At 72.0% G+C, this 24,243-nt stretch carries 22 protein-coding genes; 11 read left to right on the top strand and 11 right to left on the bottom strand.

Going from position 1 to position 24,243, the window contains the following annotated elements; genetic code table 11:
• The first annotated feature begins 119 nt into the window (after window positions 1-119).
• Genes AB0O21_RS28000 through ybaK form a run of 3 tightly spaced genes read left to right on the top strand, consistent with a single transcriptional unit; the run spans window position 120 to window position 2,987 of the window.
• Window positions 120-1,715: an oxidoreductase gene (locus tag AB0O21_RS28000; protein ID WP_365175431.1), complete on the top strand. Its 1,596-nt coding sequence runs from the start codon at window positions 120-122 to the stop codon at window positions 1,713-1,715.
• 34 nt (window positions 1,716-1,749) lie between these two features.
• Entirely contained in the window at window positions 1,750-2,487 is a 738-nt protein-coding gene (locus AB0O21_RS27995) for an LON peptidase substrate-binding domain-containing protein (protein ID WP_365175429.1), read from the top strand.
• Complete coding sequence (gene ybaK / locus AB0O21_RS27990; RefSeq protein WP_365175427.1) at window positions 2,487-2,987, top strand: Cys-tRNA(Pro) deacylase; 501 nt, start codon at window positions 2,487-2,489, stop codon at window positions 2,985-2,987. The genes AB0O21_RS27995 and ybaK overlap by 1 nt, the downstream gene beginning before the upstream one ends.
• Window positions 2,988-3,155: 168 nt before the next feature.
• On the opposite strand, the gene AB0O21_RS27985 is transcribed toward ybaK, so the two are convergent.
• From AB0O21_RS27985 to AB0O21_RS27970, 4 genes are all read right to left on the bottom strand, one after another.
• Window positions 3,156-3,794, bottom strand: coding sequence for a hypothetical protein (locus AB0O21_RS27985; protein ID WP_365175425.1), 639 nt, complete (start codon window positions 3,792-3,794; stop codon window positions 3,156-3,158).
• Window positions 3,795-3,837: 43 nt separating this feature from the next.
• Entirely contained in the window at window positions 3,838-4,584 is a 747-nt protein-coding gene (locus AB0O21_RS27980) for an ABC transporter permease (protein WP_365175561.1), read from the bottom strand.
• A gap of 140 nt (window positions 4,585-4,724) precedes the next feature.
• Window positions 4,725-5,762, bottom strand: a complete 1,038-nt coding sequence (locus tag AB0O21_RS27975) for an ABC transporter ATP-binding protein (RefSeq protein WP_365175423.1) — start codon at window positions 5,760-5,762, stop codon at window positions 4,725-4,727.
• Between the two features lie 28 nt (window positions 5,763-5,790).
• Window positions 5,791-7,101 (bottom strand): NYN domain-containing protein, encoded by a 1,311-nt coding sequence (locus AB0O21_RS27970; RefSeq protein WP_365175421.1) that lies wholly within the window; start codon window positions 7,099-7,101, stop codon window positions 5,791-5,793.
• 208 nt (window positions 7,102-7,309) lie between these two features.
• Here AB0O21_RS27970 and AB0O21_RS27965 point away from each other — a divergent pair, with 208 nt between their 5' ends.
• Window positions 7,310-7,474: a hypothetical protein gene (locus tag AB0O21_RS27965; protein WP_329386666.1), complete on the top strand. Its 165-nt coding sequence runs from the start codon at window positions 7,310-7,312 to the stop codon at window positions 7,472-7,474.
• Between the two features lie 81 nt (window positions 7,475-7,555).
• Here the strand turns inward: AB0O21_RS27965 and dnaE are convergent, their stop codons facing one another.
• Window positions 7,556-11,098 carry a DNA polymerase III subunit alpha gene (gene dnaE, locus AB0O21_RS27960; RefSeq protein ID WP_365175419.1) on the bottom strand — a complete coding sequence of 1,181 codons (3,543 nt, stop codon included), beginning with the start codon at window positions 11,096-11,098 and terminating at the stop codon, window positions 7,556-7,558.
• 218 nt (window positions 11,099-11,316) lie between these two features.
• Here dnaE and AB0O21_RS27955 point away from each other — a divergent pair, with 218 nt between their 5' ends.
• From AB0O21_RS27955 to AB0O21_RS27935, 5 genes are all read left to right on the top strand, one after another.
• Window positions 11,317-12,651, top strand: a complete 1,335-nt coding sequence (locus AB0O21_RS27955) for a DUF2252 domain-containing protein (RefSeq protein ID WP_365175417.1) — start codon at window positions 11,317-11,319, stop codon at window positions 12,649-12,651.
• 74 nt (window positions 12,652-12,725) lie between these two features.
• Window positions 12,726-13,415: a hypothetical protein gene (locus tag AB0O21_RS27950; RefSeq protein ID WP_365175415.1), complete on the top strand. Its 690-nt coding sequence runs from the start codon at window positions 12,726-12,728 to the stop codon at window positions 13,413-13,415.
• 51 nt (window positions 13,416-13,466) lie between these two features.
• Window positions 13,467-14,261, top strand: a complete 795-nt coding sequence (locus AB0O21_RS27945; protein WP_365175413.1) for a DsbA family protein — start codon at window positions 13,467-13,469, stop codon at window positions 14,259-14,261.
• Window positions 14,262-14,391: 130 nt separating this feature from the next.
• Entirely contained in the window at window positions 14,392-16,053 is a 1,662-nt protein-coding gene (locus AB0O21_RS27940; RefSeq protein ID WP_365175411.1) for an alkaline phosphatase D family protein, read from the top strand.
• Between the two features lie 231 nt (window positions 16,054-16,284).
• Window positions 16,285-17,232 (top strand): zinc metalloprotease, encoded by a 948-nt coding sequence (locus AB0O21_RS27935; RefSeq protein WP_365175559.1) that lies wholly within the window; start codon window positions 16,285-16,287, stop codon window positions 17,230-17,232.
• A gap of 78 nt (window positions 17,233-17,310) precedes the next feature.
• On the opposite strand, the gene AB0O21_RS27930 is transcribed toward AB0O21_RS27935, so the two are convergent.
• Window positions 17,311-17,880 (bottom strand): dienelactone hydrolase family protein, encoded by a 570-nt coding sequence (locus tag AB0O21_RS27930; protein WP_365175409.1) that lies wholly within the window; start codon window positions 17,878-17,880, stop codon window positions 17,311-17,313.
• A 56-nt stretch (window positions 17,881-17,936) separates the two neighbouring features.
• Here AB0O21_RS27930 and AB0O21_RS27925 point away from each other — a divergent pair, with 56 nt between their 5' ends.
• The gene (locus tag AB0O21_RS27925) at window positions 17,937-18,980 is read left to right on the top strand and encodes a mechanosensitive ion channel domain-containing protein (protein ID WP_365175557.1); all 1,044 of its coding nucleotides are present in this window, start codon (window positions 17,937-17,939) and stop codon (window positions 18,978-18,980) included.
• A 100-nt stretch (window positions 18,981-19,080) separates the two neighbouring features.
• Here AB0O21_RS27925 and AB0O21_RS27920 read toward each other — a convergent pair whose 3' ends face one another.
• The gene (locus AB0O21_RS27920; RefSeq protein WP_365175407.1) at window positions 19,081-19,674 is read right to left on the bottom strand and encodes a TetR/AcrR family transcriptional regulator; all 594 of its coding nucleotides are present in this window, start codon (window positions 19,672-19,674) and stop codon (window positions 19,081-19,083) included.
• A 64-nt stretch (window positions 19,675-19,738) separates the two neighbouring features.
• Between AB0O21_RS27920 and AB0O21_RS27915 the strand changes: the two genes are divergently transcribed.
• Window positions 19,739-20,233 carry an SRPBCC family protein gene (locus AB0O21_RS27915; protein WP_365175405.1) on the top strand — a complete coding sequence of 165 codons (495 nt, stop codon included), beginning with the start codon at window positions 19,739-19,741 and terminating at the stop codon, window positions 20,231-20,233.
• Here AB0O21_RS27915 and AB0O21_RS27910 read toward each other — a convergent pair.
• The 4 genes from AB0O21_RS27910 to lspA all read right to left on the bottom strand — a co-directional run bounded on the left by AB0O21_RS27910 (window position 20,230) and on the right by lspA (window position 24,019).
• A complete protein-coding gene (locus tag AB0O21_RS27910) occupies window positions 20,230-21,822 on the bottom strand; it encodes a Na+/H+ antiporter (protein WP_365175403.1) in 1,593 nt (530 codons plus the stop codon). The genes AB0O21_RS27915 and AB0O21_RS27910 overlap by 4 nt on opposite strands.
• Window positions 21,823-22,032: 210 nt before the next feature.
• Window positions 22,033-22,503, bottom strand: coding sequence for a GNAT family N-acetyltransferase (locus AB0O21_RS27905; protein ID WP_365175401.1), 471 nt, complete (start codon window positions 22,501-22,503; stop codon window positions 22,033-22,035).
• Window positions 22,500-23,441 (bottom strand): RluA family pseudouridine synthase, encoded by a 942-nt coding sequence (locus tag AB0O21_RS27900; RefSeq protein ID WP_365175399.1) that lies wholly within the window; start codon window positions 23,439-23,441, stop codon window positions 22,500-22,502. The genes AB0O21_RS27905 and AB0O21_RS27900 overlap by 4 nt, the downstream gene beginning before the upstream one ends.
• Window positions 23,442-23,458: 17 nt before the next feature.
• Window positions 23,459-24,019 (bottom strand): signal peptidase II, encoded by a 561-nt coding sequence (gene lspA, locus AB0O21_RS27895; RefSeq protein WP_365175397.1) that lies wholly within the window; start codon window positions 24,017-24,019, stop codon window positions 23,459-23,461.
• Window positions 24,020-24,243: the final 224 nt, after the last annotated feature.

The following is a 24,243-nucleotide window of genomic DNA, read 5'->3' as shown; positions in this document are numbered from 1 at the left end:
CAATTCTCTCAGACCGCCCAGCGGCACCGTCCGCCCGTATCACTGGCTGATACACGCCGCGGATGTCACAGGCCCCCGATACTTTGATCTCCACGCAGGACGAGCGGAGGGGGGCCGCCATGACCGAGGCACGCGCGGGCGAGGAACCGGCGGATCTGACCGCCGCCGAGCGCCGCATGTGGGAGGCGTTCCGTACCGGCAGCGTCTGCGATCTGAGCGTGCGCACCGCCGAGCGGGACGACCCGCACGCCGACCACGTGTGGGGCCCCGAGCGCACCGTCCGCGCCCGGGTCGTGGCCCTGCTGCTGCTCCACGGGCCGCCGCCGCTGCCGGGCCGGGTGGCCTCGCTGAAGCTGCGCGGGGTGCGGATCACCGGGCGCCTCGACCTGTCCGGCGGCGCGGTGGGGCCGTACGTGGAGCTGCAGTCCTGCCGCTTCGACAGCGAGGTCCAGCTGTCCGAGGCCCGGTTCGGCACGCTGCGCCTGGTCAACTGCGCGATACCGCGGCTGGAGGCGGCGCGCGTGCACACCGACGGCGATCTGCACCTGCCGCGCTGCCGGGTGACGCGCGGGATGCGGCTGACCGACGCGCAGATCGGCACCGACCTGCTGATCAGCCAGGCCGTGGTGCAGCGCGACTCCAAGGGCCGGGCGATCGCCGCCGACGGGATGTCGGTCGCGCAGGACTTCCAGGCCGAGCTGTTGGAGACGTACGGCGAGGTGAGCCTGCGCGGCGCGAAGATCGGCGTGTCGATGAACATGCGCGGGGCCCGGCTGCGCAACCCGAGCGGGAAGTACGCGCTGAACGCGCCGCAGCTGACCGTCGAGCGGACCCTGTACCTGACCTCGATCGCCCTGGACTACGTCCCCGGCTCGAACTCCTCCACGCCCCCGTACGGGCTGGGCCTGACCCCGACGCGCGGCCAGCGGGCGCAGCGCTTCGTGTGCCGGGGCGGGCTGCGGCTGGACGACGGCCGCTTCGGGGACGCCATCGACTTCTACGGCGCCCGGTTCGGACTCGCCGCCGACCAGGAGATCTCCCTGCGCCGGATCCAGACCCCCGAGTTCCGCTTCGTCGGCGAGCGGCCGGAGCGCGGCCGGGTGGTGGTGTCGGGGGCCAAGGTGGTCAAGCTGGTGGACACCTCCACGAGCTGGCCGGGCCCGGGCGGCGTGTCGATCGAGGGCTTCGTCTACGAGAACCTCGCGCCCCGCGGCCACTTCCCGCTCGCCCGCCGGCTGGAGTGGGTGGAGGCGGCGACGCCCGAGTACTCCCCGGAGCCGTACGAGCGGCTGGCCGCGGTGCTGCGGGCCAGCGGCGAGGACGCGGACGCCCGCGAGGTGCTGCTGGCCAAGCAGCGGCGGCGCCGGGCCACTCTGCCGGCGGGGCAGAAGGCGTGGGGGTACCTCCAGGACTGGACGGTGGCCTACGGGTACCGCCCGGGGCGGGCCGCGCTGTGGATGGCGGTGCTGTGGGCGGCGGGAGCGCTGCTGTTCTCCCAGCACGACCCGCCGGCGATCAAGGAGGACGAGTCACCCCAGTGGAGTGCCCCCCTCTACGCGCTGGACCTGCTGCTCCCGGTGATCGATCTCGGGCAGGAGGGCCGCTGGAAGCTGGAGGGCGGCTGGCAGTGGGGGGCGGCGGCCCTCGTCATCCTGGGGTGGATCCTGGCCACGACGGTGGCGGCCGGGGCCTCCCGGCTGCTGAGGCGGGGGTGACGGGGCCCGCCTCCCGGCCATTACCCTGTGCCTCGTGACCACCGTTCGCCTGCCACTCTTCCCCCTGAACTCCGTGCTGTTCCCGGGACTCGTCCTCCCGCTGAACGTCTTCGAGGAGCGTTATCGCGCCATGATGCGCGAGCTGCTGAAGGGGGGCGCGGACGAACCGCGCCGCTTCGCCGTCGTCGCGATCCGCGACGGCCGGGAGGTGGCCCCGACCGCGCCCGGACTGCCCGACCAGACGGCCGTGCCCGAGCGGGGCCCGGCCGCCGGGTTCGGCTCGGACCCGATCCAGGCCTTCCACCGGGTGGGCTGCGTCGCCGACGCGGCCACGATCCGGGAGCGGGAGGACGGCAGCTTCGAGGTCCTGGCGACGGGCACCACGCGCGTACGCCTCCTTTCGGTGGACGCGTCGGGCCCGTTCCTGGTGGCGGAGCTGGAGGAGCTCCCCGAGGACGCCGGTGAAGGCGCGGGCGCGCTGGCCGAGGGGGTGCTGCGGGCCTTCCGCAACTACCAGAAGCGGCTGGCCGGCGCGCGCGAGCGGTCCCTGACGGGTGCGGAGCTCCCCGACGAGCCGTCGGTGGTCTCCTACCTGGTGGCAGCGGCGGCGGTGCTGGACATCCCGGCGAAGCAGCGGCTCCTCCAGGCCCCCGACACGGCGACCCGCCTGGCGGAGGAACTCAAGCTCCTGCGCACCGAGACGGCGGTGATCCGCCACCTCCCGTCCCTCCCCGCGGTGGATCTGACCCGCGCGCCGACGAGCCCGAACTGATGGCGAAGAAGAAGCCCGCGCCGCAGGCCGCCGGCACCCCCGCGATCGTCGCCCTCACGGCGGCGGGCGTGGACTTCACCACGCACTCCTACGACCACGACCCGTCGCACCCCTCCTACGGCGAGGAGGCGGCGCAGGCGCTCGGCGTCTCGCCGGACCAGGTCTTCAAAACGCTGGTCGCGGACGTGGACGGCACCCTGACGGTGGCGGTCGTCCCGGTCTCGGGCTCGCTCGACCTCAAGGCACTGGCCGCGGCGGTGGGCGGCAAGCGGGCGGCGATGGCCGATCCCGCGCTGGCGGAACGGACCACGGGGTACGTCCGCGGGGGCATCTCCCCGCTGGGGCAGCGCCGCCGCCTGCGCACGGTGCTGGACGCGTCTGCCTCCCGGCACGCCACGATCTGCGTCTCGGCCGGCCGCCGCGGCCTGGAGGTCGAACTCTCCCCCGCGGACCTGACCACCCTCACGTCCGCCGTCCTGGCCCCGGTGGCCCGCCCGTAGCCTGCGGCGCGGCCGTCAGGGCTGATACCGCTGCGCGGCATCCTGGGCTCCGCCCAGACCTGCGCCTCAAACGCCGGCGGGGCTGGATTTGGCCGATGCCGTCTGCATGGTGCCGCTGGCGCCTCGCCGACGTTTGAGGCGCGGGGTCCCGGGGCTCGGCCCAGGGGCCTACGGGCGGGGCGGCTCCGGGTCCGCGTGGACGTGCGGCGGGGGGTAGACGGCCCAGGCGGGGGCCGGGGCGGGGTCCCGGGGGGCCCACAGGGCGGTGAGGCCCAGGTGGAGCAGGACCGCGGTCATCGGCCACGCCAGCAGCACCCCGTACGCCAGCAGCTCCATCGGCGCGTCGAACGGAACACCCTTCCCCGCGCGCGCAGCCGCTTCCGCCAGGTTCGACGACGGCCCGAGCGCCAGCCCCAGCCGCCACCCCACCAGCGCGGCGAATACGGACCCGACCGCGAGCCCGACGACCACCGGCACACCGCCGGCCCGCCGCCACAGGAACGTGCCGACCGCGCTCAGCGCGCCCAGCCCCGCCGCCAGGAGGAAGAACGTCCCGTCGGACCCGATCCGCGCCTCGCTCTCGCTGTTGCGCAGGAACACGGCCTCCCCGTTGGAGACGTACTGCACCCGCGGCGCCAGCCACGCCCACAGCACGGCGAGGAGCACGCCGGCCAGCCCGACCGCCAGGGCGACGGCGGCCCCGTCGCGGACCTCCGCCGGAGTGATGCCCCCGGCGGCGGTGCCCGGCTTCTCGGGCGGCAGCGACGGCGGGTCGAATGGAGACGGAGGGGTCACGGCTTCGGTCACCCCCACATCGTGCCAGGTGTGCCCGGCGCGGGCGCCACCGGCGTCAGCGGACCGCGGCCCGCCGGTACGCCCACGTCGCGACGGCCAGCGACAGCACGCCCACCGCCCCGCACACCCCGAGGTCGAGGGCGACGGCGGCCCAGTCCGGTTCGGGCGCGAAGGTACGGGCGAACGCCTCCACCCCGTACGTGGACGGCAGCAGGGCCCGCGCCCACACGATCACCTCCGGCATCCGCTCGGGCGGCAGCACCCCCAGCAGCAGCGCCGCCGACATGCCGAGCTGCCCCGCGAGCGTGGCCAGCTCCTGCCGCGGCGCCAGCAGGCCCAGCGCGGCGCCGAGCCCGGCGAGCGCGGCGCCGGCCAGCGGGACCACCGCCAGCAGGATCCACAGCCCGCCCATCGGCAGCCCGAACAGCACGCAGCCGAAGACCGCCGTCACCAGCGTCCCCGGCAGTGTGAAGGAGGCGTACGCGGCGGCCGCGCCCAGCACCACCGACGCGGGCGGCACCGGCAGGGTGGCGTAGTGGTCGAGGCCGCCACCGGCCCGCAACTGCCCGAAGTACTGCGCGAGCAGGTTCAGCGCGACGAAGGCGACGACGAGCACGGAGGAGCCGGCCACAACGGCCCGGGCCTCGGAGCCTCCGTCGACGACGCCCCGCATCAGGATCATGATCCCGACGGACTGGAAGGTGGCGACGAAGAGCAGCGGGATCCGCGCCACCCGGGCCCGGGAGAGCTGCGCCCGGTACACGGCGGCGAGCGCGGGCAGGAACCCGGCCCGGGGCGCCAGCTGAGCGGCGGCGTGCTGCGGGACGGCGTTCGGTACGGCGGCCTCGTGCGCGGCAGCGTTCGGCTCGGCGGCCTCCTGCGACGCGGCAGCGGCCCCCGGCGCGGACGTGGTCGGCGCGAGAGCGCCTGCCGGACGGTCGCTCACAGCTTCACCAGCCCTTTCGTCTTCCCGCCGAGCGAGAGGTACACGTCCTCCAGGCTCGGCGTGGCCAGTGTGAAGTCGTCCAGCGCCGCGAAGGCGGGGCCGCCCGTCAGTGCGGCGACCGCCGCGCGGGCCTCGTCCGGGCCCAGCCGCAGTACCCAGCGCCGCCCGGACTCGACCGCGCGCTCGCGCAGCGCCGCGACCTCCGCGATCTCCAGCGGGGCGGTCTGGCGCCAGACCAGTTCGAGGCGGACCTCGTCCGACACGGTGGCCTTCAGGCCGGCCGGGGTGTCACAGGCGATGACCTTGCCCTGGTCGATCACGGCGACCCGGTCGAGGACGGTCTCGGCCTCGATGACGTTGTGGGTGACCAGCAGGACCGTCGCGCCGTGCTGCGCGCGCCGCCGGTCGACCGCGGTCCAGACGGCCCGCCGGGCGACGGGGTCCATGCCGGTGGTGGGTTCGTCGAGCACGAGCACCGGCCGCTCCCCCACCAGCGCGGCGGCGAAGCAGGCGAGGCGCCGCTGCCCGCCGGAGAGCTTCTTCAGGGGCCGGCCGGCGATCCCGGTCAGCCCGAGCTCCTCCAGCACCTCGTCCCGCGCGGCCCGCGCCGCCCGCAGCGGCAGTCCGCGCAGCCGCCCGGTGGTCTCGGCGGCCAGGGCCACCGTGAGCTCGTCGAGGGCGGTGGACTCCTGCCCCAGGTAGGCGAGCAGCCGGGCCGCCCGGTCGGGGTGGCGTGCGAGGTCGTGGCCGAGGAGGGTGACGGTGCCCGAGTCGGGGCGCATCAGGCCGGTGAGCTGCCGGACCAGGGTGGACTTGCCGGCGCCGTTGGGGCCGAGCAGGCCGAAGATCTCGCCGCGCCGTACGTCCAGCGAGATGCCGTCGTTGGCGCGGGTCTCCGGCAGGGCGGGGGCACCGCGCCGGCCGCGTACCGCGGGGTACGTCTTGACGAGGTCACGGACCGCGCAAACGACGCCGGGGGCCGCTCCCGCGGCTGCCGCCGTACTGCTCTGGTCTTGTGCCGTGCCCGTACTCACGAGGGAGCAGCCTACGCGGCTTCCGCCCCTACTCGGCCGCCGGGGTCGCCGCCCCCGCAGGTCCCAGGGAGACGCCCGCGGGGCCGGCCGCGGGGACGGCGGCCACGTGCTCGGCGGCCGCGCGGACGTCGATCTCCCGCCAGAAGCCGGCCCGGATGGCGTAGCGGTCGTGTTCGTCGATCTGGTCGTCCTTGTGCGCGAGCAGCCCGAACCGGGCGGCGTAGCGCAGGAGCTCGCCGTCGATCCGGTGGGGGATCCGCGGGTACATCGTGGCGAGCTTCTGCAGGTGCACGGATTCCGGGAGCCGTTCCATCCAGCGCCGGGCGAACACCTGTCCCACTTCGAAGGGGTCGCCGCCGACGGTGGTGATGTCCTCCTCGCGGTCCGCCCAGCGCTGTTCGGCGCTGGTGAGCTGGGCGAGGGTGGGCAGCGAGGCGGTCTCGGCGGGCTCGCCGAGCGGTCCGGCCCGGTCGATCCACCCCTTGTCGGAGGACCAGCGCAGGGCGCTGCCGGCCGGAACGGCGCCGGGCTGCGCGGCCGTTGCGGGCGGTCCGGCCTGCTGGCCGGGGGCGCGCAGGGCGCCGGCGAGGTCCTTGGGCGTGGGTACGGTCTTGCTCCCGCCGGTGGCCGGAGCCGGTACGGGCACTCCTTCGGCTTCCCGGTCCCCGGCGGGCGAGCCGTTGCGGGCGGCTTCGGCGAGGGCGGCCTCGGGCAGCGGGGCGGAGAGGATGGCGGCGATGTCGGGGCGCGGGGCGGGCGGTGGGGAGCAGAGCCCGGCGAGGTCCTTGGCCCGGACGGCCCGGGTGATCCAGGCGCGGTCGAGGACGCGGCGTTCGTCGGCTTCGGCGACGAGGTCCTCGGACTGGTTGTAGTCCCCGTCGGCCGCCTGTACGGCCCACAGGTGGACGGCGACCCCGTGTTCCTTGGCGGACATCAGCCCGGGCAGCAGGTCGCCGTCGCCGGTGACGAGGACCACGTCGGAGCAGGCCCGGTTGCGGGCGAGTTCGGTGAGCTCGGCGTGCATGGCGGCGTCGACGCCCTTCTGCGCCCAGCGGCCGTCGCTCCGGGTCAGGGCGCCCAGTCGGACGGTGACGCGGGGCATGACGCGCAGCCGCCGGTGCTCGGGCTGCGGCACCCGGTCGGGTGCGCCGTCGAACCAGTAGATGCGCAGGAGGGGCTGTTCGGTGTCGGCCTCGGCCCGTTCGCGCAGTCCCTGGATGAGGGCGGCGTGGTCGACGGTGATGCGGGAGCGTGAGGGCTCCCCTGCGAGAAGGCTTGCGGCGGCGCCCAGCAGATAGCCGGCGTCCACCAGGACGACGCAGCGGTCCACGCGTTCCACCTCTTCCCTGGGGATCCTCAGTGTTTCTTCGGCGGGTCCCCCGAGTCTGCCCGACCGCAAGGGTGTTGACGGCCGGAACTCGATCATCGGCGTGGCGGAACTTTTGGTTCTACCGGCTACGCGCAGTAATGATCCAAAATGCGCGCTTTCTGGCGCTGTGTGAGTGTGAAGGCGGTCCTGGCCCCTAGACCCTCACGGAGGCTCCCCCATGGCCAAGAACAAGCAGCAGAAGCAGCCGAAGCAGCAGGCCCGCTCGTCCTCGCAGGACCCGTCGAAGAGTTCGATGGAATCCTCCGGCGAGTCGGTCAATCCGTCGCCGAGTCCGATGGACCTGGCCCACAAGAGCAAGCAGAAGAAGTTCGGCCACAACTGACGCCGCGCGCAGCGCGCTCAGTGACGAAAGGGCCTGCCCGGATTCACCGGGCAGGCCCTCGCGTGTGTGCGCCGACCGGTCCTATCCGGCCAGGCAGGACGGTCCGAGCAGCACCTTGAGGTCGCCGAAGAGGGCCGGGTCGGGCTGGACCCGGTGCTTGTCGAGGCGCAGCACGGTGGTGGTGCGCGGCCCCTGGAGCTTGATCCGTACTTCGGTGTTGCCCTTGTGGTGGCGCAGGATCTCGCCCAGACGGGTCACCATCGGCGGGGTGACCTTGACGGTGGGGATGGTGAGGACGACGGGTGCGTTGGTGCCGGCGGAGGAGAGGTCGGGGACCATCATCTCCATGGCGACCAGGCGGGGGACGTCCTCGCGCTTGTCGAGGCGGCCCTTGACGAAGACGACGGTGTCCTCGACCAGCTGGGTGGAGACGAGCTGGTAGGTCGCGGGGAAGAACATGCACTCGATGGAGCCGGCCAGGTCCTCGACGGTGGCGATGGCCCAGGCGTTGCCCTGCTTGGTCATCTTGCGCTGGAGGCCGGAGATGATGCCGCCGATGGTGACGACGGCGCCGTCGGAGTGCTCGCCGCCGGTGAGCTGGGAGATGCCGGCGTCGGTCTTGTCGGACAGCACGTGCTCCAGGCCGAAGAGCGGGTGGTCGGAGACGTAGAGGCCGAGCATCTCGCGCTCCTGGGCGAGCAGGTAGGACTTCTCCCACTCGACGTCGGAGAACTCGACGTCGAGCCCGAAGCCGGGCTCGTCGCTGCCGTCCTCGTCACCCATTCCGCCGAACAGGTCGAACTGTCCCTCGGCCTCCTTGCGCTTGACCGCGACCACGTTGTCGATCATCGATTCGTGGTGGGCGACCAGGCCCTTGCGGGTGTGGCCCATCTCGTCGTAGGCGCCGGCCTTGATCAGCGACTCGACGGTCCGCTTGTTGCAGACGACGGCCTCGACCTTGTCCAGGAAGTCGGGGAAGGAGGAGTACTTCCCCTTGGCCTTCCTGGTCTTGATGATCGACTCGACGACGTTCTGGCCGACGTTGCGGACGGCGGTGAGGCCGAAGAGGATCACGTCGTCGCCCTGGGCGGCGAAGTTCGGCTCGGACTCGTTCACGTTCGGCGGGAGCACCTTGATGCCCATGCGGCGGCACTCGTTCAGGTAGATCGCGGACTTGTCCTTGTCGTCCTTGACCGAGGTGAGCAGGCCGGCCATGTACTCGGCCGGGAAGTTCGCCTTGAGGTAGGCGGTCCAGTAGGAGACCAGGCCGTACGCGGCCGAGTGGGCCTTGTTGAAGGCGTAGCCGGCGAAGGGGACCAGGACGTCCCACAGGGCCTGGATGGCCTTGTCGTTGTAGCCGTTCTTCCGGGCGCCCTCCTGGAAGATGGTGAAGTTCTTCGCCAGCTCCTCGGGCTTCTTCTTGCCCATCACGCGGCGCAGGATGTCGGCCTCGCCGAGCGAGTACCCGGCGATGATCTGGGCGGCCTTCTGCACCTGCTCCTGGTAGACGATCAGGCCGTAGGTGACCGCGAGCACCTCTTCGAGGGGCTTCTCCAGATCCGGGTGGATCGGGGTGATCTCCTGCTGCTTGTTCTTGCGCAGGGCGTAGTTCGTGTGCGAGTTCATGCCCATCGGGCCCGGCCGGTACAGGGCCGAGACGGCGGAGATGTCCTCGAAGTTGTCGGGCTTCATCAGGCGCAGCAGGGAGCGCATGGGGCCGCCGTCGAACTGGAAGACGCCGAGGGTGTCGCCGCGGCCGAGCAGTTCGAAGGTCTTGGGGTCGTCGAGCGGGAGGGCCAGGAGATCGATGTCGATCCCCTTGTTGGCCTTCACCATCTTGACGGCGTCGTCCATGATCGTGAGGTTGCGCAGGCCCAGGAAGTCCATCTTCAGCAGGCCGAGCGACTCGCAGCTCGGGTAGTCCCACTGGGTGATGGTGACGCCGTCGGTGTGCCGCACCCAGACGGGCACGTGGTCGGTGATCGTCTCGCTGGACATGATCACGCCGGCGGCGTGCACGCCCATCTGGCGGACCAGGCCCTCGACGCCGCGGGCGGTGTCGATGACCTTCTTCACGTCGGGCTCGTTCTCGTACATCCCGCGGATCTCGCCGGCCTCGCCGTAGCGGGGGTGCGAGGAGTCGAGGATGCCGGAGAGCGGGATGCCCTTGCCGAGGACGTCGGCGGGCATGGCCTTGGTGAGCCGGTCGCCCATGGCGTACGGGTAGCCCAGGACGCGCGCGGAGTCCTTGATCGCGTTCTTGGCCTTGATGGTGCCGTAGGTGCCGATCATGGCGACCTTGTCGGCGCCGTACTTCTCGGTCACGTACCGGATCACCTCGACGCGCCGGCGCTCGTCGAAGTCGATGTCGACGTCGGGCATGGAGACGCGCTCGGGGTTGAGGAAGCGCTCGAAGATCAGGCCGTGGGTGAGCGGGTCGAGGTCGGTGATGCCCATGGCGTACGCGACGATCGAGCCGGCCGCGGAGCCTCGGCCGGGGCCGACCGCGATGCCCTGGTTCTTGGCCCACATGATGAAGTCGGCGACCACGAGGAAGTAGCCGGGGAAGCCCATCGAGATGATCGTGTCCATCTCGTACTCGGCCTGCTTCATCCGGTCGTCCGGGATGCCTCCGGGGTAGCGCCGGTGCATGCCCTTCATGGTCTCCTCGCGGAACCAGGTAACCTCGGTGTAGCCGTCCGGAATGTCGAACTTCGGCATCAGGTTCCGGAACTTGAACATGCCCTCGGTGTCGATCTGGTCCGCGACCAGCTTCGTGTTGGCGCAGCCCTCCTGCCAGGCGTCCGAGGAGTCGATGGCGTACATCTCGTCCGTGGACTTCAGGTAGTAGCCGGAGCCGTCGAAGCGGAAGCGGTCGGGGTCCGAGAGGTTCTTGCCGGTCTGGATGCAGAGCAGGGCGTCGTGGGCGCCGGCCTCGCTGGCGTAGGTGTAGTGCGAGTCGTTCGTCACCAGCGGCGGGATGCCGAGCTTCTTGCCGATCTCCAGGAGCCCGTCGCGGACCCGGCGCTCGATCTCGATGCCGTGGTCCATCAGCTCCAGGAAGTAGCGGTCCTTGCCGAAGATGTCCTGGTACTCGGAGGCCGACTTCAGGGCCTCGTCGAACTGGCCGAGGCGCAGTCGGGTCTGGAGTTCGCCGGAGGGGCAGCCGGTGGAGGCGATCAGGCCCTCCGACCACTTGGCGATGGTCTCCTTGTCCATGCGCGGCCACTTGGTGAGCCAGCCCTCGGCGTAAGCGTCGGAGGACAGCCGGAAGAGGTTGTGCAGGCCGGTGGCGTTCGCCGCCCAGATCGTCTTGTGGGTGTAGCCGCCGGAGCCGGAGACGTCGTCGCGCTTCTGGTGGGGCTGGCCCCACTGGATGCGCCGCTTGTTGCGCCGGGACTCGGGGGCGACGTACGCCTCGATGCCGATGATCGGGGTGATGCCGGACTTCTGGGCGGTGTGGAAGAAGTCGTAGGCCCCGTGCAGGTTGCCGTGGTCGGACATGGCGATGTGCGTCATGCCCATCTCATTGCACGCGGCGAACATGTCCTTCAGCCGTGCGGCACCGTCCAGCAGCGAGTACTGGGTGTGGACGTGCAGGTGCGTGAACGGCGTCTTGGACACGGTGGGGGACCTCCGGCGGGGAGAGAGGGGGCAGCCTCGAAGTCTACGTCGCCGGACCGACACGGAAGGGTCGCCGGACCGACATGAAAGCGTCGCACCACGACTCCCGTGCCGCGGGCACTCACGGGTACGGTCGGGCGTTGCAGAAACCAGGAACGCCGGTCCGACGTCCGATCGGGCAGGACCTGTACCACCCCGTGCACCAGGAGGCATCCGCCATGGCGGTTCCCGAGACGACCGACGAGCAGCGCGCCGAGCAGATACTCGACGTGTTCGACACCGCCTTCGGTGAGCTGCTCGCCGCCGACCCCGCTGCCTTCCAGGTCAAGTTCCGCAAGATGGCGGCCTCGGCCTTCGCCTTCTACCGGGGCACGGCCTGCCTCTTCTACGCCGACCTGGAGCGGGAGCGGCACGGCGGGCCCTACCTGGACGAGCGGACGGGCCGGGTGTGGATCCACGGCGATCTGCACGCGGAGAACTTCGGCACGTACATGGACGCCAACGGGCGCCTGGTCTTCAACGTGAACGACTTCGACGAGGCCTACGTGGGCCCCTTCACCTGGGACCTCAAGCGCTTCGCCGCCTCCGTCGCCCTGATCGGCTACACGAAGGCGCTCAGCGACGAGCAGATCAGCCGGCTCGTGCGGACCTACGCGGCCGCCTACCGGGAGCGCATCCACCAGCTGGCCACGGGGGCCGTAGGCCATCGATACGACGAGGTCCCCTCCTTCACCCTGGACACCGCCGAGGGCCCGCTGCTGGCGGCCCTGCGCGACGCCCGCCGGCGGACCAGGTTCGCCCTGCTGGACTCGATGACGGAGATCCGGGACCACGAGCGCCGCTTCGCCTCCGGCGGGGGCTCGATCGAGCTGGACGCGGCCACCCGCTACAAGGTGCTGGCCGCCTTCGACGGGTACCTGGAGACCCTCCCCGACGAGTCCCTGGTGCGCCCGGACTCCTACCGGGTCAAGGACGTGGTGGGCCGCCGGGGCATCGGCATCGGCTCGGCCGGCCTGCCCTCCTACAACATCCTGCTGGAGGGGCACAGCGACGCCCTGGAGAACGACGTCGTGATCTACCTCAAGCAGGCGCAGACGCCGGCGGTGTCCCGGCACATCACGGACCGGGCGGTGCGCGAGTACTTCAAGCACGAGGGCCACCGCACGGTGATCTCCCAGCGGGCCCTGCAGGCGCACGCCGACCCGTGGCTGGGCTGGACGGAGCTGGACGGCGCGGGGCAGCTGGTGGCGGAGGTCTCCCCGTACGCGGTGGACCTGGACTGGTCGGACCTGGACGACCCGGAGGAGATAGCCGCCGTGGTCGCGGATCTCGGCCGGGCCACGGCGACCATGCACGCGGCGGCCGACGAGGCCGAGAGCGGCCAGTCGCTGGTCCCCTTCTCCACCGAGCGCGCCATCGACGCGGCGATCGCCGCAGACGAGAAGGGCTTCGCGGAGCTGCTGGTCGACTTCGCCCACGCCTACGGCGCCCGGGCGCGCACCGACCACCAGATCTTCGTGGACCTCTTCCGCAACGGCCGCATCACGCCGTAATCGGAACGCCGTAATCCGAACGGGGACGGGCCCTGCGGCCCGCTTTCACAGGCTCACATGGCACACTCGCGGCGATGGACGTATCAGGGGTGAGGCTTCGAGGGCTGCGGGCCGCGCTGTTCAGCGCGCTCGTCGTGCTGCTCTCGGCGGGCTCGCACGTCCTCATGTCCCGGGTTCCGCTGCCGCCCCTGCTGGTGGGCGGGGCCTTCGCCGCCGTGTTCGCGATCGCCTACGCGCTGGCGGGCCGCGAGCGGGGCTTCGGCCCCATCGCCGGGCTGCTCGTGCCGCTGGAGCTGGCCGCCGACACCGTCTTCACCGCCGGGCAGCACGTCTGCTACGGCGCGGCGGGCGGCCCGGTCGCGGGCCCGCTGCGCGCGCTGGGCCTGGAGGAGCTGTGCGGCGGCACCCCGGTCGGCGGCCCGCTGGCCGAGATGGCCGGGCCGGCCGCCGATCCGGCCGCGCTGCTCGCCTCCCCCGGGCCCTGGGCCCCGTGGCTGCTGCTCGGCGCGCACGTCTCGGTCGGGCTGCTGGCCGCCGCGTGGCTGCGCCACGGCGAGCGGGCGCTGGGCCGGGTGCTGCGGGCGGTGGCGGCCTTCGCGTTCCGGCCGCTGCTGCTGGCCGCGCATGGGGCGGCGACGGCCTGCGGGCCGACACCGCGGGCGGCCCGGCCGGCGCTCCCGCGCGCGGGGGCCCGTACGCGCTTCCCCGCGCACTCCGTAGGACGGCGTGGACCCCCCGTGCCCGGCGCGCTCGCGCGCGCCTGAGGCACGTACGGCAGTCCGCCCCTTCCCATGTCACACCCCACGGAGATCACGATGAGTGCACGCAACAGCCAGGCGAACAAGGCGGCGGCCCGCGAGAAGCTGCGCATCGAGCGCGAGAAGCAGGCCAAGAAGGACAAGGCGCGCCGCCAGGTGGTCGTGGCCGGCGCGGTGGTCGCCGCCCTCGCCCTGGCCGGCGGCATCGGCTACGCGGTCGTGAAGGCCAACGAGCCGGGCTACTGGGACAAGGCCGCCAAGGCCGCGCTGGTCAAGCCGAAGAACACCGAGGGCGAGAACGGCACCACGGTCGTCGTCGGCAAGGCCGACGCGAAGAAGACCCTGGAGCTCTACGAGGACTCGCGCTGCCCGGCCTGCGCCGGTTTCGAGCAGCAGGTCGGCGCGCAGGTCAAGAAGGACGTCGACGCCGGCAAGTACAAGCTCCAGTACTTCGGCGCCACCTTCATCGACAACGCCGCCAAGGGCGAGGGTTCGAAGAACGCGCTGAGCGCGCTGGGCGCGGCGCTGAACGTCAGCCCGGAGGCCTTCCTCGACTACAAGGCGGCGCTGTACTCCAAGGAGCTGCACCCCGAGGAGACCGTCGACAGCTTCGCCAAGGACGACTACCTGCTGAAGGTCGCGGCCACGGTCCCGGCGCTCAAGGACAACGCCGAGTTCAAGAAGGCCGTCGAGGACGGCACCTACGACCGGTGGGCGCTGGAGATGTCGAAGGCCTTCAACAAGTCCGGGGTGACGGGTACGCCGACGCTGAAGATGGACGGCAAGAAGATCGAGACCCCGCAGACGCCGGAGCAGTTCACGGCGGCGATCGACAAGGCCCTGCAGGGCTGAGCCCTGGCCATTCCGGAGGCCCATTTCCGGACAGGCCGGGCCAACGGGCGGGCGGACTCCCAGAGTTCGCCCGCCCGTTGCGTTTCCGTGTCTGTTCTCACGCCCATACCCGTCAGTAATATGATCATCCGTGACCAGTCATCTCTCCTCTTCCGCCACCGCGGCAACTCCTCGCCGCCGTACGGTGGTCCTCGCCGCCGCGGCCACGGCCGCACTGACTCCCCTGACCTCGCTGGGCGCATCGGCCGCCCACGCCGCCGGGAGCGCGCCCGCCTTCCTGCACGGCGTCGCCTCCGGCGACCCGCTCCCCGACGGGGTCCTGCTGTGGACCCGCGTCACCCCGGCCCCCGAGGCCGTGCCCGGCTCCGGGCTCGGCCCCGCCACCACGGTGAACTGGGAGGTGGCCGGGGACAAGGCCTTCTCCCGGATCGTCGCGAGCGGCACCGTCACCGCGAGCGCCGCCACCGACCACACGGTCAAGGTGGACGTGCGCGGGCTCCAGCCGCAGACCCCGTACTGGTACCGGTTCACCGCCGGCGCCACCGTCTCCCCCGTCGGACGCACCCGGACCACCCCGGGGCACGACGTCACCACGTCCGGGGTCCGCTTCGGGGTGGTCTCCTGCGCCAACTGGGAGTCCGGCTACTTCTCCGCGTACCGGCACCTGGCCGCCCGTACCGACCTGGACGCGATCCTGCACCTGGGCGACTACATCTACGAGTACCAGTCCGGGGGTTACCCGGAGGCGAAGTACGTCGTGCGCCCGCACGAGCCGAAGCACGAGATCGTCTCGCTCGCCGACTACCGGACCCGGCACGGCAACTACAAGACGGACCCCGACCTCCAGGCCCTGCACCACGCGCACCCGGTCGTCGCCATCTGGGACGACCACGAGTTCGCCAACGACGCCTGGGCGGGCGGCGCCGAGAACCACACCCCGGAAGCCGAGGGCGAGTGGGCGGCCCGCGCGGCCGCCGCCAAGCAGGCCTACTTCGAGTGGATGCCCGTACGGGCCTCCATCGCGGGCACCGTCTACCGGCGGCTGCGCTTCGGCACCCTGGCCGACCTGCACCTGCTCGACCTGCGCTCCTTCCGCTCGCAGCAGGTCAAGGTCGGCAGCGGATCGGTGGACGACCCCGAGCGCACCCTCACCGGGCGCGCCCAGCTGGACTGGCTGAAGTCCGGCCTCGCGGGCTCGAACGCGACCTGGAAGCTGGTCGGCACGTCGGTGATGATCTCGCCGGTGGCCTTCGCCTCGCTGCCCGCGCACCTGCTGGGGCCGCTCGCGAAGCTGCTGGGCCTGCCCGAGGGCGGCATAGCGGTCAACGTGGACCAGTGGGACGGGTACACGGACGACCGCAAGGAGCTGCTCGGCCACCTGAAGGACCGGAACATCAAGAACACGGTGTTCCTGACCGGCGACATCCACATGGCGTGGGCGAACGAGGTCCCGGTGAACATGGCCACGTACCCGGGTTCGGGCACGGCCGCCACGGAATTCGTCGTCACCTCGGTGACATCCGACAACATCGACGACATCCTGCACGTGCCGGCGGACACCGCCTCGCTGGTCGCCGAGTCGGCCATCAAGGCCGCCAACTGGCACGTGAAGTGGCTGGACATGGACTCCCACGGCTACGGCGTGCTGGACGTGACGGCCGAGCGCTCGCAGATGGACTACTACGCGGTCTCGGACAAGCGGCGGCAGGACGCGACGTCCGCGTGGACGCGCTCGTACCGGACCCTGAACGGGACCCAGAAGGTGGAGCGGGTCTGGCAGCCGGTCCGCTGATCCGCTGATAGACCGTCAAATTTCCCGCCTCAAGGGGCGCCTGGTACACACCGGGCGCCCCTTGTGCGTTTGTCGCAACAAATCTTTTACGTAAGACCCTTGACCTGAATATGTCATGCACACATAAGCTTCGCGCCAGCTGAAGATGATCCTTCAGGCCACCACCCCCCACCGCGAGGAGCACACGTGCGCGCGATCGCCCGCATATCCCCCCTTCTTCGCCGCCGCCTGATGGGCACGGCGGTCCTGGCCGGAACCCTGGCCTTCACGCCGCTCGCCGCCCCCACGACGCTCGCGGCCGCCAAGACCCCCGCCGAGGTCTGCGCCGAGGACGCCGGGACCGCCGCCAACGCCCGTGTCGCGCGCCCCAAGGAGCAGCACGCGGCCGAGCCCAACGAGGTCACCGAAGACCAGGCCAAGGCCATGGACGCCGACCTCAAGGCGAAGCTCGACAAGGCCCTCAAGAACCAGCCGCAGCGCGGCCTCGCCGCCGCCGAGGCGGTCGTGAACGTCCCGGTGTACTTCCACGTGGTGCACTCCGGCACCACCGGGAAGCTGACGTCCACCCAGATCAACAACCAGCTGTCGGTCCTCAACGCGGCCTACGGCGGCCAGGGCACCGGCAACGTCAACACGAACTTCCAGTTCACCCTGGCGGGCACCGACTACACGGACAACGCCTCCTGGTACAACCTGACCTCCGGCTCCCAGGCCGAGAAGGACATGAAGAACACCCTGCGCAAGGGCGGCGCCGGCGACCTCAACTTCTACACCGCCAACCTCGGCGGCGGCCTGCTCGGCTGGGCGACCTTCCCGACCTCCTACGCCTCCGCCCCCAAGATGGACGGCGTGGTCGTGCTCGACACCTCGCTGCCGGGCGGCTCCGCGGCCAACTACAACGAGGGCGACACCGCGACCCACGAGGTCGGCCACTGGATGGGGCTGTACCACACCTTCCAGGGCGGCTGTAACGGCAACGGCGACTACGTCTCCGACACCCCGGCCGAGAAGAGCGCCGCGTACCAGTGCCCGACGGGCCGTGACTCCTGCGCCAGCAAGACCGGCGTGGACCCGATCCACAACTTCATGGACTACACGTACGACTCCTGCATGTACCAGTTCACCGCCGGCCAGGCGGCCCGCATGAGCAGCAGCTGGACCGCCTACCGGGCGGGCTGAACCCCAGCCGCGTAGAACGGGTGCGGGGCACGGACCGGCGAACGCCGGACCGTGCCCCGCACGGCCGTTTCCGCTCCCCTACAGGGAGTCCAGGAACGCCAGCGCGACCTTCCAGGTCTGCTCGGCGGCCTCGGCGTCGTAGTCGTCCAGCTCCGGGTCGGTGAACAGGTGCCCGGCGCCCGGGTAGCTGTGGACCTCCACGTCGGCCCCGGCCCGCTGCATCCGCAGGTACCAGGCGGTCAGCCAGTCGTGCGGCTCGAAGGGGTCCGGGTCCGCGATGTGCAGCTGCACGGGCAGCTCGTCCACCGAGGCGTCCTCCTCCAAGTCCGCCGTCCCGTGCAGGAGCAGCAGCCCGCGCGCCTTCTCGTCGGCCATCGCCAGGTGCTGGGCGACGGAGCCGCCGAAGGAGAAGCCCGCGTAGACCAGACCCTGGTCGGAGTGGGGGGCGGAGGCCAGCACCGCGCGCTTGAGCAGCTCGTCACGGCCGATCTCGTCCCGGTGAGCCATGCCCTCCTCGACGGTCTCGAAGGTGCGCCCCTCGAAGAGGTCCGGCACCTGGACCTGGTGCCCGGCCGCACGCAGCCGGTCGGCCGCCGCGTGCACCGCGGGCCGCAGCCCATAGGTCGAGTGGAAAAGCATGATGTTCATGCCCCCATCGTGCCAGTTCGCCCGGGCGCCTTCCCGATACGTTCTCCCCCATGGAGATCGAGAACGTCCTGCGTCCCGTCGCCGTCCTCGGCGGCTCGCTGGCGGTCACGCTGATCGCGGGCTGGGCGGCGGACCTGCTGCTGCGCCGGGCGGACGCCCGGCACCCCGAAACCCCGCTCTGGGGACTGCTGCGCCACTGCCGCCTCCCCTTCCAGGTGGTGCTCTGCACCTCCCTGCTCAGGGGCGCCTACCGCTGGGCCGGGATCCTGCCCGACCACGCCTTCGCCGTAGGCCGGACCCTCACCCTGATCCTGATCGCCTCGGTGGCCTGGCTGGCGGTGCGCATCGCCACGGCCGCCGTCGACTCGGTGTACGCGCGCTACGCCGCGGTGACCGAGGACGAGGCCCGGGTCCGCCGGGTCCGCACCCAGGTCACGCTGATCCACCGGGTGGTCAGCGCGGTGGTGATCGTCGTCACAGTCGCGTCCATGCTGCTGACCTTCCCGCAGATGCGCGCGGTCGGCACGTCGATGCTGGCCTCGGCGGGCGTCCTCGGCATCGTGGCGGGCATCGCCGCCCAGTCCTCGCTGGGCAACCTCTTCGCCGGCCTCCAGATCGCCTTCGGCGACACCGTCCGCATCGGCGACACCGTGGTCGTCGACAAGGAGTGGGGCAAGGTCGAGGAGATCACCCTGACCTTCCTGACCGTCCGCACCTGGGACGAGCGCCGCATCACGATGCCGGTCTCGTACTTCACGAGCAAGCCGTACGAGAACTGGTCCCGCGGCGGCGCGGAGATGACCGGGACGATCTTCCTGCACCTGGACCACAGCGCGCCGGTGCCGCTGCTGCGGGACCGCTTCGAGCAGCTCCTCTCCGAGGTGCCGGAGTGGGACGGCCGCGCGTGGGCCCTGGTGGTGGCCGACACCACCCCGCACACCATCCTGATCCGGGCGACGGCCACCGCGAAGGACGCCGACGACGTGTGGACGCTCCGCTGCACGATCCGCGAACACCTGATCTCCTGGCTGGCCACCCACCACCCGTCCGCCCTGCCCCGCATCACGCCCCCCGAGGCCACCCCGCGGACGGGGACCTGAGGCCCGGCTGCACCGGTGCCACGCAGCGGCACATCCAGCCCCGCCGGCGTTCGAGGCGCGGGTCCGGGGCAGAGCCCCGGCAGCGGCGCTCAGCCATCTCTCAACCCCCGGCAGCGCCGAGCAGCGCCGCCGCGCACTCCTCCGCCAACTCCTCCGCATACGCCGGCATCGGCTCGCCGACCCGCAGGTGCCGCCGGACCACGGTCAACGGCACGTCGATCAGGGCCAGCGCGACCCGCTCCCGGTCCAGCGCTCCGGTCGCCCCGAGGGCCGTGCCGAGCTCGCGCAGGGAGGCGAACACCCGGCGGTTGCCCGCGTTCGCCCGGTCCCGGTGCTCCTCGGACCACTCCGACTGGCCGAACTCCCCGGCTCCGTGGAGGAGGAGCGAGGCCTCCTGCGGGTGGGCCCGGCTCCAGGAGACCACGTGCCGGGCGGCCGCGCGGGCGGCCCGGCGCGGGTCGGGGTCGCTCTGGAGCGCCTCGAAGTAGCCCTGCTGGAACCGCTCGACGGTCCGCAGCCACACCTCGGCGAGCAGGGCCGTACGCCCCGCGAAGCGGTGGTACATGGATCCGCTGGGCGCACCGATCGCCTGGGCGACGGCCGACATGGTCACGCCGCCCGGTCCGGCGGCGGCGGCGAGGCGGACGGCGGCGTCGAGTATCTGGTCGCTGTCGAAGCGGGGTGGTCTGGCCATGAATCAGAGAGTACTCTCCAATTTATTGGAGAGCCACCTCCAATACCCACGGGAGGGAAGACGCATGGCCGTCTACAACGTGCACGAACGCCTGCTGGCTGCGAAGGGAAGCGAGGTAGGGGCCCTCATCAACACGATCTCCGCCGCGCCGGGCGACCGACTGTCGCCGGGCCGGGACTGGCCCGCGGTGAGCTTCGACCGCGGCCTGGCCGTCGGCTCGGCCGGCGGCCACGGCCCGATCCGCTACACGATCACGGCGTACGTGCCCGACACCTGGGTCCGCTTCACCTTCACCGGGCCGCGCGGCTTCCACGGCTTCCACGAGTTCGCCGTACTGCCCGTCGACGAGGAGCGCACCGTGCTGCGCCACACCCTCGCGATGCGCACCAGCGGCCTGGCCCGCGTCACCTGGCCCCTGGCCTGGCGCCCGCTGCACGACGCCTTCCTGGAGGACAGCCTGGACCGCGCCGAACGCGCCTGCACGGGCACGGTCGCCCGCCCCGCCCGCTGGTCCCCGTACGTCCGCGTCCTCCGCGCCCTGGCCCGCGCCTTCTCCTAGGGCGAGCGCAGGCTCCGTACGTCCAGATGCCGCAGCACCCGGTCCACGATCTCCGGATCCGCGCCGGGTTCGCTGCGCGCGGCCAGCACCTCGTGGCGGGCGGCCGACATCATCTCGCGCTGGATCCGCTGGATGTCCCGGATCCGCTCCACCCGCTTCGCGTACGCCTCCCGCCGCTCCTCGTCGACCATGTCGGGGCTGATCCTGGCCCCCACGTCGTACGCGCGCCGGTGCAGCTGCTCGACCAGCTCCTCCGGCAGCTCCTCGACCTCCTGGATCTCCTTGAGCCGCCGTTTCGCGGCCTGGGCGGCGCGGATCGCCAGCTTCCGCTGGGTCGCGCGCTCCGCGTCCGCGTCGGCCTCCACCCCCAGCCGCCGCACCAGCCACGGCAGGGTGAGCCCCTGGCACACCAGGGTCGTCATGATCACGGCGAACGCGATGAAGACGATCTCGTCCCGTGCCGGAAAGGGGTCGCCGGAGTCCGTCTCGAACGGGATCGCGAGGGCGAGCGCCACCGAGGCCACCCCGCGCATCCCGGCCCACCACATCACCACGCTCTCCCGCCAGCTCATCGGGATCTCCTCGTCGAGGTCGCGCCGCGAGTGCAGCCGCTTGGCGAGCCAGCCGGCCGGCAGCAGCCACACCAGCCGCACGCCCACCACCACCGCGACGACGGCCGCCGCCCACCCGGCCAGCTCCCAGGGGCGGCCGGTCGCGGCGACGAACACGTTGTGCAGCTCCAGCCCGATCAGCCCGAACGCCACCCCGGTGACGAGCATGTCGACGACTTCCCAGAAGGTGTGCCCGGCCAGCCGCCCCAGCACGTCGTCGGCGTCGGACGCGTACTCGGCGAGGAACAGAGCCGTCGTCAGCACGGCCAGCACCCCCGAACCCCGGAACTCCTCGGCCAGCACGTACGAGACGAAGGGCACGAGCAGGGTCAGCCCGATCTGCAGCGTGGCGTCCCCGAGCCGCCCCATGAGCCGGTTGGCGGCCCACCCCAGCGCCAGCCCGACGGCCACGGCGACCACGGCCGACAGCACGAACTCCCCTAGCGCGTCGGGCCAGGAGAAACTGCCGCTCACGGCGGCGGCGACGGCCACGTGGTACAGCACGATGGCGGTCACGTCGTTGAAGAGCCCCTCGCCCTCCAGGATCGACACCATCCGCCGGGGCAGCCCGAGCGATCCGGCCACGGCGGTGGCGGCGACGGGGTCCGGCGGGGCGACGAGCGCGCCGAGCGCGATGGCGGCGGCGATCGGCAGCCCGGGCACGACGGCGTGCGCGACGAAGCCCACGGCGGCGGTGGTGACGAACACCAGGGCCACGGCCAGCAGGAAGATCGGCCGCACGTTGGCGGCGAACTGCCGCCAGGAGGTGCGCTGCACGGAGGCGTACAGCAGCGGCGGGAGCACCAGCGGCAGGATGTACTCGGGCGGGATGTCGACGTTCGGCACGGCCGGCACCAACGCGAGGCCGGCTCCGCCGATGGTCATCAGGACGGGCGCGGGCAGCCCGAGCCGGTCCCCGAACGGCACACTGACGACGGCCCCGAGCAGCAGCACGAACAGCAGAGCAAGCTGATCCACGCCTCCACCTTTTCAGGCGGCCGAGCCCGGATTGCCATCCGCAACCCCGTGTCGCCTGCGGCTCCGCTCCTGGGGCTCCGCCCCGTACCCCGCGCATCAAACGCCGGTGGCATGAGCCACATCCAGCCCCTCCGGCGTTTGAGGAGCGGGGTACGGGGCGGAGCCCCGATCCGTGAGCCGCACCCGACAACGGCGCCGCACCCGCGAGGGCTACGGCAGGGGCCGCCGCATCGCCCGGTGCGGGATGCCCGCGTCCTGGAACTCCGGCCCGTACGCCACGTACCCCAGCCGCTCGTAGAAGCCGAGCGCATGCGTCTGCGCGCCCAGATCCACGGCCGCGAGGCCAAGACGGACGGCCTCCGCCTCGATCGCCCGGACCAGCGCCACCCCGACGCCCAGCCCCCGCGCAGCCTTCCGCACGGCCAGCCGGCCCAGCGAGCCGACGTCCTCGGCGCCCGTCTTGCCCAGCACGGCGGCGCCGTGCAGCAGCCGCCCCGTGCCCAGCGGCACGCCGTCCGCGCCCACGGCCAGCACGTGCACCGCGCCCGCGTCGTACGCGTCGTACTCGATCGACTCCGGCACGGACTGCTCGACCACGAACACTTCGGTCCGCACCTCGAAGCACGCCGCCAGGTCCGCCTCGCCCGCGGCGACCCGGACCTCGAAGCCGTCGGCGGTCACTCGCTCTCCGCCCGGATCACGTCCAGCGCGTGCTGCAGGTCCGCCGGGTAGGTGCTCTCGAACTCCACCCACTGCCCGTCCGACGGGTGCTCGAAGCCGAGCCGCACCGCGTGCAGCCACTGCCGGGTCAGCCCCAGCCGCTTCGCCACCGTCGGGTCCGCGCCGTACGTGAGGTCGCCGACGCACGGGTGCCGGTGCGCGGACATGTGCACGCGGATCTGGTGCGTGCGCCCGGTCTCCAGCTTGATGTCGAGCAGCGAGGCCGCGCGGAACGCCTCGATCAGGTCGTAGTGGGTGACCGAGGCCTTGCCGTCCTGGGTCACGGCCCACTTGTAGTCGGCGCTGGGGTGCCGCCCGATCGGCGCGTCGATCGTGCCGCTCATCGGGTCCGGGTGGCCCTGCACCAGCGCGTGGTAGCGCTTGTCCACGACGCGCTCGCGGAACTGGTTCTTCAGCGAGGTGTACGCCCGCTCCGACTTGGCGACGGCCATCAGGCCGGAGGTACCGACGTCGAGGCGGTGCACGATGCCCTGGCGCTCGGACGCGCCGGAGGTCGAGATCCGGTAGCCGGCGGCGGCCAGGCCGCCGATGACGGTGGTGCCGGTCCAGCCGGGGCTCGGGTGGGCGGCGACGCCCACCGGCTTCATGATGACGACGATGTCGTCGTCGTCATGGACGATCTCCATGCCGGGGACGGGCTCGGCGACGACCTCGACCGGCCTCGGCGGCGCGGGCATCTCGACTTCGAGCCAGGCGCCGCCGTGGACGCGCTCGGACTTCCCGACGACGCTGCCGTCGACCGTCACCTTCCCCGCGGCCGCGATTTCGGCCGCCTTCGTCCGGGAAAATCCGAACATACGGGCGATGGCGGCGTCGACGCGCTCGCCTTCGAGGCCATCGGGAACGGGCAGGGTGCGGATCTCGGGATTGGTACTCACCCGTCGAGTATGCCTTGTCAGTCCTTGTGGACCGTGCCGTCCGGGTCCAGGCCCCTGAACGACAGCAGCACGATCAGGATGCCGCCGCACACGATCGCCGAGTCGGCGAGGTTGAAGACGGCGAAGTGGGCCGGGGCGATGAAGTCGACGACGGCACCCCGGAAGACACCCGGCGAACGGAAGATCCGGTCGGTCAGGTTGCCCAGCGCACCGCCCAGCAGCAGGCCCAGCGCGATGGCCCACGGCAGGCTGTAGAGCTTGCGCGCCAGCCGCACGATCACCACGATCACGGTGGCCGCGATGCAGGTGAAGATGATCGTGAAGGCCTCGCCGAAGCCGAACGCGGCTCCCGCGTTGCGGACCGCCTCGAACCTCAGCAGGTCACCGATGATCTCGATCGGCGGCTGGTGCTCCAGCTTCGCCACGACCACCATCTTGCTGCCGAGGTCGAGCAGGTACGCGAGCACCGCCACGACGAGCAGCGCCGCGATCCGCCGGCGCCCCTTGGGCTGCGCGGACTCCGGCTGGGCATCGTCCCCGACCTCCGGCGTACCGATGATGCTCTCCGCCTCTGCCACGTGAGTCCCTCGAACTAGCTCGAACCGGCTTGCTGACCAGACACGAGGGTACGTCAGGCCGGCGCCGGGCCACCTGCCCGCCGCCCGCCTCTTCCCCGCCGGCCGCCACCGGCCCGGGCATCCCGGGGCGGCCTAGGGGGTGTCCGGCGGATCAGGGCCGGGCCCGCGCCGCCTGGCACCGCGCCTTGCCGCGTTGTCGTCGGTCGTCGATGCTCCGCATCGAC

This window comes from Streptomyces sp. NPDC091371 (genome assembly GCF_040684275.1).
GTDB lineage: Bacteria > Actinomycetota > Actinomycetes > Streptomycetales > Streptomycetaceae > Streptomyces.
This window is presented reverse-complemented; position numbering and strand designations above follow the sequence as displayed.